Source organism: Enterobacter sp. RCC_40 (assembly GCF_041360735.1).
Taxonomy (GTDB): Bacteria; Pseudomonadota; Gammaproteobacteria; order Enterobacterales; family Enterobacteriaceae; genus Enterobacter; species Enterobacter ludwigii.
Map to the genome: position 1 here is coordinate 132,372 of NZ_JBFUPR010000003.1, position 14,125 is coordinate 146,496.

General features: G+C 57.4%; 13 protein-coding genes and 1 pseudogene. 5 read left to right on the forward strand and 9 right to left on the reverse strand.

The genetic code is table 11. The annotated features are described in order from the left end of the window. The first annotated feature begins 61 nt into the window (after nt 1-61). On the forward strand, nt 62-2,446 hold the full coding sequence (locus tag AB6731_RS12850; protein WP_047356907.1) for a beta-N-acetylhexosaminidase: 2,385 nt from the start codon (nt 62-64) through the stop codon (nt 2,444-2,446). A 65-nt stretch (nt 2,447-2,511) separates the two neighbouring features. Here AB6731_RS12850 and ridA read toward each other — a convergent pair whose 3' ends face one another. The 4 genes from ridA to AB6731_RS12870 all read right to left on the reverse strand — a co-directional run bounded on the left by ridA (nt 2,512) and on the right by AB6731_RS12870 (nt 4,518). Further along, nucleotides 2,512-2,898: a 2-iminobutanoate/2-iminopropanoate deaminase gene (gene ridA, locus AB6731_RS12855; protein ID WP_014168399.1), complete on the reverse strand. Its 387-nt coding sequence runs from the start codon at nt 2,896-2,898 to the stop codon at nt 2,512-2,514. Between the two features lie 74 nt (nt 2,899-2,972). Beyond that, nucleotides 2,973-3,434 carry an aspartate carbamoyltransferase regulatory subunit gene (gene pyrI / locus AB6731_RS12860; RefSeq protein ID WP_025205744.1) on the reverse strand — a complete coding sequence of 154 codons (462 nt, stop codon included), beginning with the start codon at nt 3,432-3,434 and terminating at the stop codon, nt 2,973-2,975. Between the two features lie 12 nt (nt 3,435-3,446). Then, nucleotides 3,447-4,379, reverse strand: a complete 933-nt coding sequence (pyrB, locus tag AB6731_RS12865) for an aspartate carbamoyltransferase (RefSeq protein ID WP_014168402.1) — start codon at nt 4,377-4,379, stop codon at nt 3,447-3,449. A 34-nt stretch (nt 4,380-4,413) separates the two neighbouring features. After that, nucleotides 4,414-4,518, reverse strand: a complete 105-nt coding sequence (locus AB6731_RS12870) for a pyrBI operon leader peptide (RefSeq protein ID WP_168769597.1) — start codon at nt 4,516-4,518, stop codon at nt 4,414-4,416. On the opposite strand from AB6731_RS12870, the pseudogene AB6731_RS12875 reads away from it, so the two are divergent. Beyond that, nucleotides 4,498-4,615, forward strand: a pseudogene (locus tag AB6731_RS12875) (hypothetical protein). The gene AB6731_RS12870 and the pseudogene AB6731_RS12875 sit on opposite strands and share 21 nt — an antisense overlap. Before the next feature lie 3 nt (nt 4,616-4,618). Here AB6731_RS12875 and AB6731_RS12880 read toward each other — a convergent pair. From AB6731_RS12880 to arcA, 5 genes are all read right to left on the reverse strand, one after another. Then, nucleotides 4,619-5,098 carry an arginine repressor gene (locus AB6731_RS12880; RefSeq protein WP_025205741.1) on the reverse strand — a complete coding sequence of 160 codons (480 nt, stop codon included), beginning with the start codon at nt 5,096-5,098 and terminating at the stop codon, nt 4,619-4,621. An 80-nt stretch (nt 5,099-5,178) separates the two neighbouring features. Beyond that, entirely contained in the window at nt 5,179-6,582 is a 1,404-nt protein-coding gene (locus AB6731_RS12885; protein WP_020885390.1) for a YfcC family protein, read from the reverse strand. Nucleotides 6,583-6,628: 46 nt separating this feature from the next. Then, nucleotides 6,629-7,633 carry an ornithine carbamoyltransferase gene (gene argF, locus AB6731_RS12890; protein ID WP_020885389.1) on the reverse strand — a complete coding sequence of 335 codons (1,005 nt, stop codon included), beginning with the start codon at nt 7,631-7,633 and terminating at the stop codon, nt 6,629-6,631. A gap of 90 nt (nt 7,634-7,723) precedes the next feature. Continuing rightward, nucleotides 7,724-8,635, reverse strand: coding sequence for a carbamate kinase (gene arcC, locus AB6731_RS12895; protein WP_050737573.1), 912 nt, complete (start codon nt 8,633-8,635; stop codon nt 7,724-7,726). A gap of 10 nt (nt 8,636-8,645) precedes the next feature. Then, entirely contained in the window at nt 8,646-9,866 is a 1,221-nt protein-coding gene (gene arcA / locus AB6731_RS12900) for an arginine deiminase (RefSeq protein ID WP_333193106.1), read from the reverse strand. Nucleotides 9,867-10,541: 675 nt separating this feature from the next. On the opposite strand from arcA, the gene AB6731_RS12905 reads away from it, so the two are divergent. The 3 genes from AB6731_RS12905 (at nt 10,542) to yagF (ending at nt 14,102) form a co-directional block, all read left to right on the forward strand. Beyond that, nucleotides 10,542-10,994, forward strand: coding sequence for a YhcH/YjgK/YiaL family protein (locus tag AB6731_RS12905; protein WP_014168409.1), 453 nt, complete (start codon nt 10,542-10,544; stop codon nt 10,992-10,994). Nucleotides 10,995-11,211: 217 nt separating this feature from the next. Continuing rightward, on the forward strand, nt 11,212-12,120 hold the full coding sequence (yagE, locus tag AB6731_RS12910; RefSeq protein WP_014168410.1) for a 2-keto-3-deoxygluconate aldolase: 909 nt from the start codon (nt 11,212-11,214) through the stop codon (nt 12,118-12,120). Between the two features lie 14 nt (nt 12,121-12,134). Further along, nucleotides 12,135-14,102 carry a xylonate dehydratase YagF gene (gene yagF / locus AB6731_RS12915; protein ID WP_086462896.1) on the forward strand — a complete coding sequence of 656 codons (1,968 nt, stop codon included), beginning with the start codon at nt 12,135-12,137 and terminating at the stop codon, nt 14,100-14,102. Nucleotides 14,103-14,125: the final 23 nt, after the last annotated feature.

Here is a 14,125-nt window from a genome sequence, read left to right on the forward strand (position 1 = left end):
AAATGAGCGCATGTTAACTGAATGTTTTGCCTTTATTTGGCCCGTCAGATAAGGAACATTCATGTTACGGTACAGTCTCTTAACCGCCGGGCTGATGCTCGGCGCGTCAGCGTTTGCCGCTCCGGCAGGCGACCTTCCCCTGATGCCCTGGCCTGCGAAGGTTGAACGTCCCGCGACGCAGGGCGCACTGGTACTCAGCAACACCCTTTCCGTCAGCGTTACCGGAGACGACCTCGGCGACGCGGTCAACCGTCTGCGCCAGCGCATCGCCCTGCAAACCGGCTGGACGCTACAGCCGCAGGCCGTTAAACCGGACAAGCCCACTATCCGCATTGCCATTACCAAAAAAGTGAAGCCGCAGCCGCTGCCGGACAGCGATGAGCGCTATACGCTCACGGTCGATGCCAGTGGCGTGGATATCACCGCCAACACCCGTTTTGGCGCGCTGCGCGCCATGGAAACCCTGCTCCAGCTGATACAAAACGGGGCGGAAAACACCTCTCTGCCGTGGGTTACTATTGAGGATTCCCCCCGTTTCCCGTGGCGTGGGCTGCTGCTTGACTCGGCACGACACTTTATCCCGCTGCCGGATATCAAGCGGCAGATTGACGGTATGGCGGCGGCAAAACTCAACGTGCTGCACTGGCATTTGACCGACGATCAGGGCTGGCGCTTCAGCTCGACACGCTATCCAAAGCTCACGCAGCTCGCCAGCGACGGGCTGTTTTACACGCCGGAACAGATGCGCGACGTTGTGCGCTATGCTACCGAGCGCGGCATCCGCGTGGTGCCGGAGATCGACATGCCGGGCCACGCCTCGGCGATTGCCGTGGCCTACCCGGAACTGATGAGCGCCCCGGGACCGTATGTGATGGAACGCCACTGGGGCGTGCTGAAACCGGTCCTGGATCCGACAAAAGCGGCGACCTATCAGTTTGCGGAGGCGATGGTCAGTGAACTGGCGGCGATCTTCCCCGATCCGTATCTGCATATCGGCGGCGATGAAGTGGATGACAGCCAGTGGAAAGCGAACGCCGCCATTCAGCAGTTTATGCGCGACAACACACTGGCAGACAGCCACGCCCTGCAGGCCTATTTCAATCGCAAGCTGGAAAATATCCTCGAAAAACACCACCGGCAGATGGTGGGCTGGGATGAAATTGCTCATCCTGATCTGCCAAAAAGCATCTTGATCCAGTCCTGGCAGGGCCAGGACGCGCTGGGGCAGGTGGCGCAGAAGGGCTATAAAGGCATTCTCTCGACCGGCTTTTACCTCGATCAGCCCCAGTCCACCGCCTATCACTACCGCAATGAAATTGTGCCGCAGGGGTTAAACGGCGAGGATGTGATTGGCGACACCGACAGCGCCCAGAGCTGGTCATTCACCATGCCGCGTCTGAAAGGCAAGCCGGTGGAGGGGAGCTTCACCCTGGTGAAAGGGGATTCCGGCTGGCGTGGATTTATTGATTTCGCCGGGAAATCCCGTCGTGCGGTACAGGATATTGCGTGGCGCGACGACAATCAGGTGACGTTTACCGTCGATACCTGGATGGGTGAAACGCGCCCGGTGGTGTCGGTGGACAACGATAAGCTGAGCGGCTATTTCCTGGTGGGCAATGCCCGCTATCCCATTGACGGCAAACGGCTGGACGATATCCCCAAAGGCATCCCGCCGGTGGTACCGGACGCCGCTCATCAGGTGAACCTGCTCGGCGGGGAAGCCGCGCTGTGGGCGGAAAACGTGGTCGCACCGGTGCTGGATATCCGCCTGTGGCCGCGCACCTTTGCGGTGGCGGAGCGGTTATGGTCCGCGCAGGACGTTAACGATGTCGACAATATGTACACCCGCCTGCAGGCGATGGACAGCTGGTCGACGGTCTCGGTCGGGCTGCAGCAGCATACTCAGCAGCAGGTGCAGTTCACGCGTCTGGCGAATAACGCCGATACCCTTCCGCTGCAAATCCTCGCGCAGGCAATCGAGCCGGCGCAGTATTACACCCGTCAGCACCTTAAGTTCCAGGCCGGAAATTACCATCAGTTCGAACCGCTCAACCGGTTTGCTGATGCGCTCAACGCCGAAAGTGCCACGGTGCGCCAGATGAACAAATGGGCTGACCGCCTGGTCAGCGACGCGGAAGACACGGAAAGCGCCGACGCGCTGCGCCACGTCTTCAACCGCTGGCAAAGCAACACCAGCGATGCGCTGGCATTGAGTGAAAACAGCTACGCACTGAAGGCGATTAAACCGGTCATTCAGGAGGTGGATAAGCTGGCCTCGATTGGCCTGCGGCTGACGGATCTGGTGGCGCGTCAGGGGACGCTGGATGACAACGAGATTGCCTCTATTCAGGGCGAGCTGGATAACGCGGCGAAAATACAGGATGAAGTGGTGATTGCGGCGGTGTATCCGCTGGAGACGCTGCTACGGGCGACGCGGAATCAGTAGCAAAACGCCCGGTAGCGCGTTGCCTGCCGGGCGCAAAGGCAGCCTCGGCTGCCCCTGGCTGAAACTTAGCGACGTACGGCGATCGCTTCGATTTCAATTTTCACGTCTTTAGGCAGACGCGCAACTTCCACACAGGAGCGTGCAGGGAAAGTGGCGTTGTGCTCAGTGAAGAACGCTTCGTACGTGGCGTTAACGGTCGCGAAATCGTTCAGATCTTTCACGAACACGGTGGTTTTCACGATGTCGCCCACTTTCAGACCCGCAGACTCCACGATAGCCTGTACGTTTTCCAGCGACTGGCGCGCCTGCGCCGCCACGTCTTCTGGCACTTCACCCGTTTTTGGGTTCACCGGGATCTGGCCAGAGGTAATAATCATGCTACCCAGATCAACGCCCTGAACGTATGGGCCGATAGCCGCTGGTGCATTTTCCGTCGCGAGTACTTTGGTCATGATTTCTCCAGAATAACAGCTGATTAAATGTTCCCGGCCATTATAGGGAGGCCGGGATCCTTTACCAACCTCAATTAGTTGGCCAGCACCACATAATGAGAAAACTCTTTTTCGCAGTATTTGCATTTGAGTGCGATGTCATCGGCACGTTTTTTCACTGCAAAACTGGACGAAACCGGCTCAGCATGACTGATGCAGTTGCTGTTCGGGCAGACCAGCACATTTTCAATGCGATCCGGCAGATTGGGACGGGATTTACCGACCACTTCGTACTCATCGATGCGGTTCACGGTGGCATCCGGCGCGTACAGAGAAAGCTGGTTAACCTGCTCGTCGGTCAGGAAGGTGTTTTCAATCTTGATCAGGTCTTTGCGGCCCATTTCACCCGACGGCAGGTTCAGGCCGATGGTGATGCGCTGGTCGGTTTCGGTCAGCTTGAACAGCGTCAGCAGCTTAAAGCCGATCTGGGCAGGGATGTGGTCAATCACGGTGCCACGTTTGATGGCTTCAACCTGGAGTTTGTTATCGTGTGTCATTGTCGTTTCCCCTTACAGAGCCAATTCGCGATTCAGAACCAGTGCCAGTAACGCCTGGCGGGCGAAGATGCCGTTTCCGGCCTGCTGGAAGTACCAGGCGTGCGGCGTTTTATCCACGTCGGTGGTGATCTCATCGATACGCGGCAGCGGGTGCAGCACCTTCATATTCTCGCGTGCGCCGTCGAGGTCGCTGGCGCGCAGCACAAACTGTGCCTTCACGTTGGCGTATTCAGACGGATCCAGACGCTCTTTTTGTACGCGGGTCATATACAGAATATCGACGTTGCCCATCACCTCTTCGATGCTGGCATGCAGACTCCACGGGATCCCTTTTTCGTCCAGCATGTCGAGGATGTACTGCGGCATCGCCAGCGCGTCCGGCGCGATGAAGAAGAAGTGGTTGCCATTAAATTTCGCCAGCGCCTGGGTCAGCGAGTGAACGGTGCGGCCATATTTCAGGTCACCCACCATGGCGATGTTCAGGTTTTCCAGACGGCCCTGCGTTTCCTGAATGGTGAACAGATCCAGCAGGGTCTGTGTCGGATGCTGGTTGGCCCCGTCTCCGGCGTTCAGCACCGGAATACCGCCAGAAAATTCGGTCGCCAGACGCGCCGCGCCTTCCTGCGGGTGGCGCATCACAATCGCGTCAACGTAAGTACTGATAACTGAAATGGTATCCGCCAGCGTTTCGCCTTTTTTACCCAGCGAGGTGTTGCTGCTGTCTGAAAACCCCACCACGCTCGCGCCGAGGCGGTGCATGGAGGTTTCGAAGGAGAGGCGGGTGCGGGTCGACGCTTCGAAGAAGCAGCTCGCAATCACCTTGTGCTTCAGCAGTTCCGGTTGCGGATTTGCCTTCAGTTTTGCCGCGGTTTCCAGAACCAGTTCCAGCTCTTCGCGGCTGAGGTCGTTTATGGAAATGATGTGTTTTTGATAAAGCGGATTCATGTTTATCTCCTGACGCCGGGCAAAAAAAAGCCCCTCAAATGAGGGGCTCTGGGAATAGATTGTGCAACGGGAAGAAAAACGGCAGGCCAGCGTCTGATTTCAGACGCGGTAAGACGTTATGTCGTACACGCTTGACCATGCTTCCTCCCGGCAAATTGTCGGGCATTATACGCAGCTCGATTTTCGGATCAAGGGGTTTAATGCACACTTTACTCAATGCAAACGGTTCTTTATGAATATTAATTCGTTCTGAGTAAATAATTAATTTGTTTATGCACCAGCGCAGTACGCTTCACCACCCGGGGAGCGACCCAGACGATACTGCTTCCGGCAACCACACCTAAAATTTCCGGTAACTGGTGATAATCCAGAATTCGCGCCACCGCACGGCCATATCCGGCCACGGTATGAACAAGGATAAATTCGCTATTATGCTCCACGCTCACCACCATTTCGGAAACGGTACGCGCGGCATCGGGGGCAGGGCGCAACTGAGGATTCAACGAATAAATCTTTAGCCCTTTGGCATTTCGAATTTTTATGACACCGAGCAATTTCAGCAGACGCGAAACGGTCGACTGGCTGATGCTGTCAAACCCTCTCTCCTGCAAATCGCGGCGGATTTCTTCCTGGGAGAGATAACTCTTTTCGGCGATCAGCTGCTGGCACACCGTTAGCTGCAGTTGTTCTCTGGGAGAGCAGTCTTCGTAATCCATCATATTTCCCATATCAGTTCCCGACATAACCGGTGGCACCGCACCGGTCCGTAGGCCGGACAGGCGCAGTGCCAGCCGGCAAATTACAACAAGGCACCCAGGCTTAACGCCACCATAATCACCACCGTCAGGATCGCCAGCAGCGGCGCAACCCATTTCAGGTAACGCACGTAAGGCACACGGGCAATCGCCAGACCGCCCATCACAACCGCTGAGGTCGGCGTGACCAGGTTAACGATGCCGGAGGCCGACTGGTAAGCCGTAACCACCAGGTCGCGGTTGACGTTAGCGAAATCAGCAAGGGGTGCCATGATCGGCATCGTCAGAACGGCCAGGCCGGACGAAGAAGGCACAAGAAACGACAGCACGACCTCAAGCCAGTACATCACGTTGATAAACGCCACCGTGGACAACCCGCTGACCAGCCCTTCCGCGCTGTGCAAAATGGTGTGGGTAATCATGCCCTTATCCATAATGACTACGATACCGCGCGCAATGCCGATAATCAGCGCGACGCCCAGCAAATCTCGCGCGCCGTTGATAAACGTCGAGGTCAGCTCCTCTTCGCTCATGCGGGCAATCAGCCCGACGATAATGGCGCTGGCCAAAAATACCGCCGAGATCTCCGCCATCCACCAGCCCAGCACCGCTACGCCGTAGATCATCACCGCGAAGGCGAGGGCGAAGATCAGCAGAATGATTTTGCGCACCGGGGTAAATTCCAGCGACTGCTCGCCTTTATTGCCGAGGAAGTGGGCGAGGTTCTCTTCCTGCTTGTCTGCAACGATGGAGCATGACGGATCCAGCCGCACTTTACGGGCATAGCGCATCACCCATGCCACGCAAATGATCCAGCCGATCACCAGCAGCGCCACGCGCAGGGCGATACCGTTGGTAAACGGGATCCCGGCGGCGTTAGCGGCGATCACCGTGGCAAACGGGTTGATGGTGGAGCCGAGCGTGCCGATCCCCGCCCCGAGCAGCACGGTGGATGCGGCGACAACCGGATCGAAACGGGCGGCCAGCATTACCGGGACCAGCAGGGTATAGAAGGGCAGGGACTCTTCGGCCATGCCGTAAATGGTGCCGCCAGCCGCGAACAGCGCCATCAGGATCGGGATCATCCACTCTTCACGTCCGCGAAGGCGGGTGGTTACGCGCTCGATCCCGGCGTCGATCGCCCCGGTTTTGGTGACGATCCCGAGAAATCCCCCGATGATCAGGATAAACAGCGCGACGTCGATCGCCCCGGCCTGGCCGGAAACGGGATCGTACAGCCCGGCAATGGGGGCCATCAGTACGGAAACCAGCCCCTGCGGATGCGCCGCCACGTGCGCGTACGTTCCGGCAATCGGCACTTCTTTACCGAGGGTTTCATTCATTGCCATCTGATACTGACCGGCAGGCACGACCCAGCTCAGTGCCGCTACAACGGCAATCAGAAAAAAGAGAATGGTGTAAGCGGAGGGAAACTTGAACTTGCCCATGATGTTCTCCTGTACCCGGCGCACCCCGTGGCGCGCCGGGCGGTGATTAGTCGCCGAGTGTCGCCACCATGACCGCTTTAATGGTGTGCATGCGGTTCTCTGCTTCGTCAAAGACGATTGAGTTCGGTGATTCGAAGACCTCTTCCGTCACCTCCAGCCCTTTCAGGCCGTAGGCCATCTCGATTTCACGGCCGACTTTGGTGTGTTCGTTGTGGAATGCCGGCAGGCAGTGCATGAACTTGACGTTCGGGTTGCCGGTGGCTTTCATCACCTGGGCATTAATCTGGTAAGGCTTCATCAGGCTGACGCGCTCGGCCCATGCCTCTTTCGGCTCGCCCATCGAGACCCACACGTCGGTGTAGAGGAAATCGGCACCGTGTACGCCTTCTTCCACGTCGTCGGTGAGCGTGATGCGTGCGCCGGTCTCTTTGGCGATGGCGCGGCACTGCTCAACCAGCCCGGCTTCCGGCCAGAACGATTTCGGTGCGACGAGGCGGATATCCATCCCCATTTTGGCGGCACCGACCATCAGGGAGTTGCCCATGTTGTTCCGCGCGTCGCCAAGGTAGGCAAAGCTCAGATCCGGCAGGGTTTTGCCCGGAGCATGCTCCAGCATGGTCATCAGGTCGGCGAGGATCTGCGTGGGGTGAAACTCGTCGGTCAGGCCGTTCCACACCGGCACGCCCGCATACTCGCCCAGCTCTTCCACGATGGCCTGGCCGTAGCCGCGATACTCGATGCCGTCGTACATCCGCCCCAGCACGCGGGCGGTGTCTTTCATCGACTCCTTGTGGCCAATCTGCGAGCCGCTTGGGCCGAGGTAGGTCACCTGTGCGCCCTGGTCAAAGGCACCGACTTCAAAGGCGCAGCGGGTGCGCGTGGACGTTTTTTCAAAAATCAGGGCGATGTTTTTCCCGACCAGGGTTTGTTTTTCACGTCCGGCTTTTTTGGCGGCTTTGAGTTCGATGGCCAGGTCGATCAGGTACTGGATTTCTGCCGGGGTGTAGTCCAGCAGTTTGAGGAAATTACGGTTTTTCAGATTGATGGTCATTGGGTCGTCCCTTTTAAAATGGTGTTGTCTGGTGCCCTCACCCCGACCCTCGCCCACAGGGATAGAGGGAAGGTGAGGGGAAAATACGGTTCAGTGGCGAATCAACGTGCCTTTCTCGCCCGCCAGAATGTCTGCCCCGTCGGCCAGCGCGCCGATCCCGGCGATACCGTTGCAGGCCTCGACAAACTCGCGGCAGGCGGCCACTTTTGGCCCCATCGAACCGGCGTCAAACTGCATGCCCCTGAGCAGTTCCGGCGTGACCTGTGCCAGCGGACGCTGGGTTGGTTTGCCCCAGTCGAGGTACACCGCGTCGGCATCGGTCAGGATCAGCAGGGCATCGGCTTCAATCTGGCGCGCCAGCAGGGCGGCAGAGAGGTCTTTGTCGATCACCGCTTCAATGCCGTGATACCCATTGGCGTTTTCCACCACCGGCACGCCGCCGCCGCCGTTGCAGATCACCAGGTGATCGCGCTGTATCAGTGCCGTGATGGCGTCGCTCTCAACGATGCGTTTCGGCTGTGGAGAGGGAACCACCCGGCGGAAATAGCTGCCGTCGGCCTTGAATACCCAGCCTTTCTCCGCCTGCAGCGTTTTTGCCTGGGTTTCGCTGTAGACCGGGCCGATGTATTTGGTCGGGTTAGTAAATGCCGGATCGGCGGCGTCCACTTCCACCTGGGTGAGCAGGACGCTCACCTCACGCTGGGGCAGATTGTTTTTCAGCGCCTGCTGGAGCATGTAGCCAATCATTCCCTGACTTTCGGCGCCGAGGATGTCCAGCGGGTAGGGGGTGACTTTGTCGTACGCGCTGTTTTGCAGCGCCAGCAGCCCAACCTGCGGCCCGTTGCCGTGAACCAGTACCACGCGCCACTGTTCCGTCAGCCCGGCGATGGTGCGGGCCGCTAGCTCGATGTTCTGGCGCTGGATCTCCGCTTCCAGCGGCTCGCCGCGTTTCAGCAATGCGTTACCGCCAAGCGCCACAACCAGAGTGGGTTTTCGTTCCATGATGGCTCCTTTAAATTCCGTCGCGTTCCAGTGGGCAGCTCATGCAGCGCGCGCCGCCGCGGCCGCGTCCCAGTTCGTCACCCGGGATAGGCAGCACGGTGATACCCGCTTTGTCATATTTCTCGTTGGTCCAGACGTTACGCTCGTAGCCAATCACCACGCCCGGGCGGATGGTCAGCACGTTATTCGCGTCATTCCACTGTTCGCGTTCGGCTTCAAAGGCGTCGCCGCCGGTGGTGATCAGGCGTACCTGATTAATGCCGAGCGCTTTTTCAATGGCGTGCAGCAGATCCGTTTCCTGGGTGCGCAGCAGGCCACCGCGGCCGTCTGGGGTGAGCGTCCAGCACTGAGCGTCTTTGCGCACCACTTCCGGGTAGACGGAGAAGGTGTCCACGTCGATGTGGGTCATGACGGTATCGAGGTGCATGCAGGAGCGGTGTTTTGGCAGTTCCACAGCGATGACGCGCTCGGCCTGGCGGTGTTTGAACAGGCTATTGGCGAGGAACTCAACGCCCTGCGGCGTGGTGCGTTCAGACATGCCGATTAACACTGCGCCGCGGCCAATAACTAATACGTCGCCGCCCTCTAACGTGGCGTGGTCGTAATTAATGTTTTCATCGCCGAAATACTTAATAAAATCGCCATCGGCAAATGCAGGGTGCCAGCGATATATGGCCCGGAGATTATTGGTTTCACGCTGGCGGGCTGCTTTGGCCATCGGGTTAATTGACACGCCGTTATAAATCCAGCACGAGGTATCGCGGGTAAATAAATGGTTAGGCAGTGGCTTCATAATAAAATCATTTGCCGTGTGGGTATCCACCACCATATTTTTAAAGGCTGCCGGAATTTCACCGTAGGTTAATCCGCCGCTTAATCTGCGTGCCAGTTCGCGGTGTGGCATATCTGCCAGCCAGCCGCGCACGTCGCCGGCAAAGGTTGGCCCGAGGCGATAGTCAGAGATTTGCGTCTCCAGCAGCCAGGTTTTGGCCTCCGCAATATCAAGGCTTTGCGTGAGAAGGTCGGTCAACAGCAGGACTTCCACACCCTGTTCGCGCAGGGTGTTAGCGAAGATGTCATGCTCTTCACCCGCCCGCTCAACCGAGAGCACATCATCGAATAGCAGCTCCTGGCAGTTCGATGGCGTTAAACGTTTCAGACTTAAATTTGGGCGGTGCAGCATAACGCTACGCAATTGACCAATTTCAGAACCGACGTAATGCTTTTCCATAATTATTCCTTTAACTGTTTTTCAGAATAAAAAGGGCATGCGCCATGTGATGTCTTTATTTACATGGCGGCTAAGCTCAATTGATTTCGAGATTTATAGTAGGCGCTTAAATAATGAATATTGTGACGTCGCTCACGTGAAAATGGCTATTAAGGAGTTTGTTTTCATTTGCATGATTCGTATCAGATAATGATTAATTTGATTATATTTGCGGGTGAATAGCTAAGCAGGATCCGTTGGCATTATTTGGAGTTGTTATTATTTTGTAGAATTTAATGTTTTGACATATTTAGTTATGCTATTGATTTTGAAGATAATTAAATGGCGAGCAGAATGACTATGCACTATTATCCATTAACTATTTTTGACTTAAGAAAAATCAATAAATAATTATGAGATTTAATAGCAAATTACCAAAATGATAAAGTGTGAAGTCACAGAGAGTTTTGCTATGAAGCGTATACGATCAGTAAGTTAGCATCACGGCCTGAAAGCGGAGGGCTGAGGTTATGCATAAAGACTGCATAAATGCCTGTGAGCGATTAACAGTGGAGTAACACATTTCCCGATAAACATGCGCTCGCGCAAAACTCATCGAAAAAGCGGTGGTAGGACAGTCTGAATTCTCGTATAAAAGATTAAAATGAAACGCTGTTTTATATTGAGGGTTTATTTATGATCGCTGGCAACATCCATCATCTGCAGTCCTGGCTACCTGAAGAACTGCGTCAGGCTATCGAGTACGTCAAGGCGCACGTTACCGATGCTACCCCCTGTGGCAAACACGACATCGACGGCAACAGCCTGTTTTATCTGGTGTCTGAAGATATGACCCAGCCATTTGCCGAGCGCCGCGCTGAGTATCACGCCCGCTACCTGGATATTCAGATAATCATGAAAGGCCAGGAGGGGATGACCTTCAGTACCCTGCCGCACGGTACGCCGGACACCGACTGGCTGGCGGATAAAGACATCGCGTTTTTGCCCGAGGGCGGGCAGGAGAAAACGGTGGTGTTAAGTGAAGGTGATTTTGTGGTGTTCTATCCGGGTGAAGTGCACAAGCCGCTGTGCGCGGTGGGCGCGCCTGCGAAGGTGCGTAAAGTGGTGGTGAAAATGCTGGTGGGGTAAGCCCTGTTAGCGTAAGCGAAGGGTGAAACGTTCCCTCTTCCGGTGGGAGAGGGTGAAAGCATCAGGCCGCAGCCCGTCATTATGTGATCCAGCTTATATTTTCCGCACTCCCTCATCGCCTCCCATTTACCTGCGCTTTTTCTGCGTCATAGTATGATCGTTAAATTAATGAACGCTGTTCTATAATGTAGAACAAATAATTCAGCAAGGAGATCTCATGCCGCAGACCGCGTTGTTCACGGGAATCATTCCCCCTGTCTCCACCATCTTTACCGCCGATGGACAGCTTGATAAACACGGCACCGCCGCGTTGATCGACGACCTGATCGCCGCAGGCGTCGATGGCCTGTTCTTTTTGGGCAGCGGCGGCGAGTTCTCCCAGCTAAACGCCGAAGAGCGTAAAACCATTGCCCGGTTTGCTATCGATCATGTCGATCGCCGGGTGCCGGTGCTGATTGGCACCGGTGGCACCAATGCCCGGGAAACCCTTGAACTGAGCCAGCATGCGCAGCAGGCCGGTGCCGACGGGATCGTGGTGATCAACCCGTACTACTGGAAAGTGTCCGAAGCGAATCTGATCCGCTATTTCGAACAGGTGGCAGACAGCGTCACGCTGCCGGTAATGCTGTATAACTTCCCGGCGCTGACCGGGCAGGATCTGACTCCGGCGCTGGTCAAAACCCTGGCCGACTCGCGGAGTAATATTGTCGGCATCAAAGACACGATCGATTCCGTCGCCCATCTGCGCAGCATGATCCACACCGTCAAATCTGCCCATCCGCACTTCACGGTGCTGTGCGGCTATGACGATCATCTGTTTAATACGTTGCTGCTGGGGGGCGATGGCGCGATCTCGGCCAGCGGTAACTTTGCTCCGCAGGTGTCGGTGAATCTGCTGAAGGCCTGGCGTGACCAGGAGGTGGCGAAGGCGGCCGAATACCACCAGGTCCTGCTGCAAATACCGCAGATGTATCAGCTCGATACGCCGTTTGTGAACGTCATTAAAGAGGCGATTGTGCTGTGCGGCCGCCCGATCTCCACATACGTGCTGCCGCCCGCGTCGCCACTGGATGAACCGCGTAAGGCGCAGCTGAAAACCCTGTTGCAACAGCTCAAGCTCTGCTGAGCCGGAAGACGACGATGACCATTGAGAAAATTTTCACCCCACAGGACGATGCGTTTTATGCCGTCATCACCCATGCGGCCGGGCCGCAGGGGGCACTGCCGCTGACCCCGCAAATGCTGATGGAATCCCCCAGCGGTAACCTGTTTGGCATGACGCAAAACGCCGGTATGGGCTGGGACGCCAACAAGCTGACCGGCAAAGAGGTGCTGATTATCGGTACGCAGGGCGGTATTCGCGCCGGGGACGGGCGACCTGTTGCGCTGGGCTACCACACCGGGCACTGGGAGATTGGCATGCAGATGCAGGCGGCGGCGAAGGAGATCACCCGTAATGGTGGGATCCCGTTTGCGGCCTTCGTCAGCGATCCGTGCGACGGACGTTCTCAGGGCACCCACGGCATGTTCGACTCCCTGCCGTACCGTAATGACGCGGCGATCGTGTTTCGTCGTCTGATCCGCTCCCTGCCGACGCGGCGCGCGGTGATCGGCGTGGCAACCTGCGATAAAGGGCTGCCCGCGACCATGATTGCGCTGGCCTCCATGCATGATCTGCCGACCATTCTGGTGCCGGGTGGGGCGACGCTGCCGCCGACCGTGGGGGAAGATGCCGGAAAAGTGCAGACCATTGGTGCGCGTTTCGCTAACCATGAGCTGTCGCTGCAGGAGGCCGCCGAGCTGGGGTGTCGTGCCTGCGCATCACCCGGCGGCGGCTGTCAGTTTCTCGGCACCGCGGGAACGTCACAGGTGGTGGCCGAAGCGCTGGGTCTGGCGCTGCCGCACTCCGCGCTCGCCCCGTCCGGGCAGGCCGTATGGCTGGAGATTGCCCGTCAGTCTGCGCGGGCGGTGAGCGAGCTGGATAACCGTGGGATCACGACCCGCGATATCCTGACCGACAAAGCCATTGAAAACGCCATGGTGCTTCACGCGGCGTTTGGCGGCTCCACCAACCTGCTGCTGCACATCCCGGCGATTGCCCATGCGGCGGGCTGCACCATTCCGGATGTGGCGCACTGGACGCGCATCAACCGTAAGGTTCCGCGTCTGGTGAGTGTGCTGCCAAACGGCCCGGACTACCACCCGACGGTGCGTGCTTTCCTGGCGGGCGGCGTGCCGGAGGTGATGCTCCATCTGCGCAAGCTGGGGCTGCTGCATGAAGATGCCATGACCGTTACCGGCCAGACGGTCGGGGAGAACCTCGACTGGTGGGAAAACTCAGCGCGTCGGGCGCGTTTTCGTCAGTGCCTGCGCGAGCAGGACGGCGTCGATCCGGATGACGTGATCCTGCCGCCTGAACGCGCCCACGCGAAAGGCCTGACCTCGACGGTCTGCTTCCCGACCGGCAATATCGCGCCCGAAGGGTCGGTGATCAAAGCCACGGCCATCGACCCGTCTGTTGTGGATGACGATGGCGTTTACCGCCATACCGGCCGGGTGCGGGTGTTTGTCTCTGAAGCGCAGGCTATTAAGGCCATCAAGCAGGAAGCGATCCAGCAGGGCGATATTATGGTGGTGATTGGCGGAGGCCCGTCCGGCACCGGCATGGAAGAGACCTACCAGCTAACCTCCGCGCTGAAACATATCTCGTGGGGCAAGACGGTATCGCTGATCACCGATGCGCGCTTCTCGGGGGTATCAACCGGGGCGTGCTTCGGCCATGTGTCGCCGGAAGCGCTGGCAGGTGGCCCCATCGGCAAGCTGCGCGACAACGATATCATTGAGATCGGCGTCGACCGCCTGTCCTTAACGGGCAGCGTTAACTTTATCGGCACGGCGGAACAGCCGCTGACGCCGGAAGAGGGGGCGCGCGTGCTGGCGTCGCGTCCGGTGCATCCTGACCTGCACGCCCATGCATTTTTGCCGGACGATACCCGCCTGTGGGCGGCTCTGCAGTCGGTGAGCGGCGGCACCTGGAAAGGGTGTATTTATGACACCGATAAAATCATCGAGGTAATTAACGCCGGTAAAAAAGCACTCGGTCTTTAATTATATTTCTGGCTCTTGTCGTC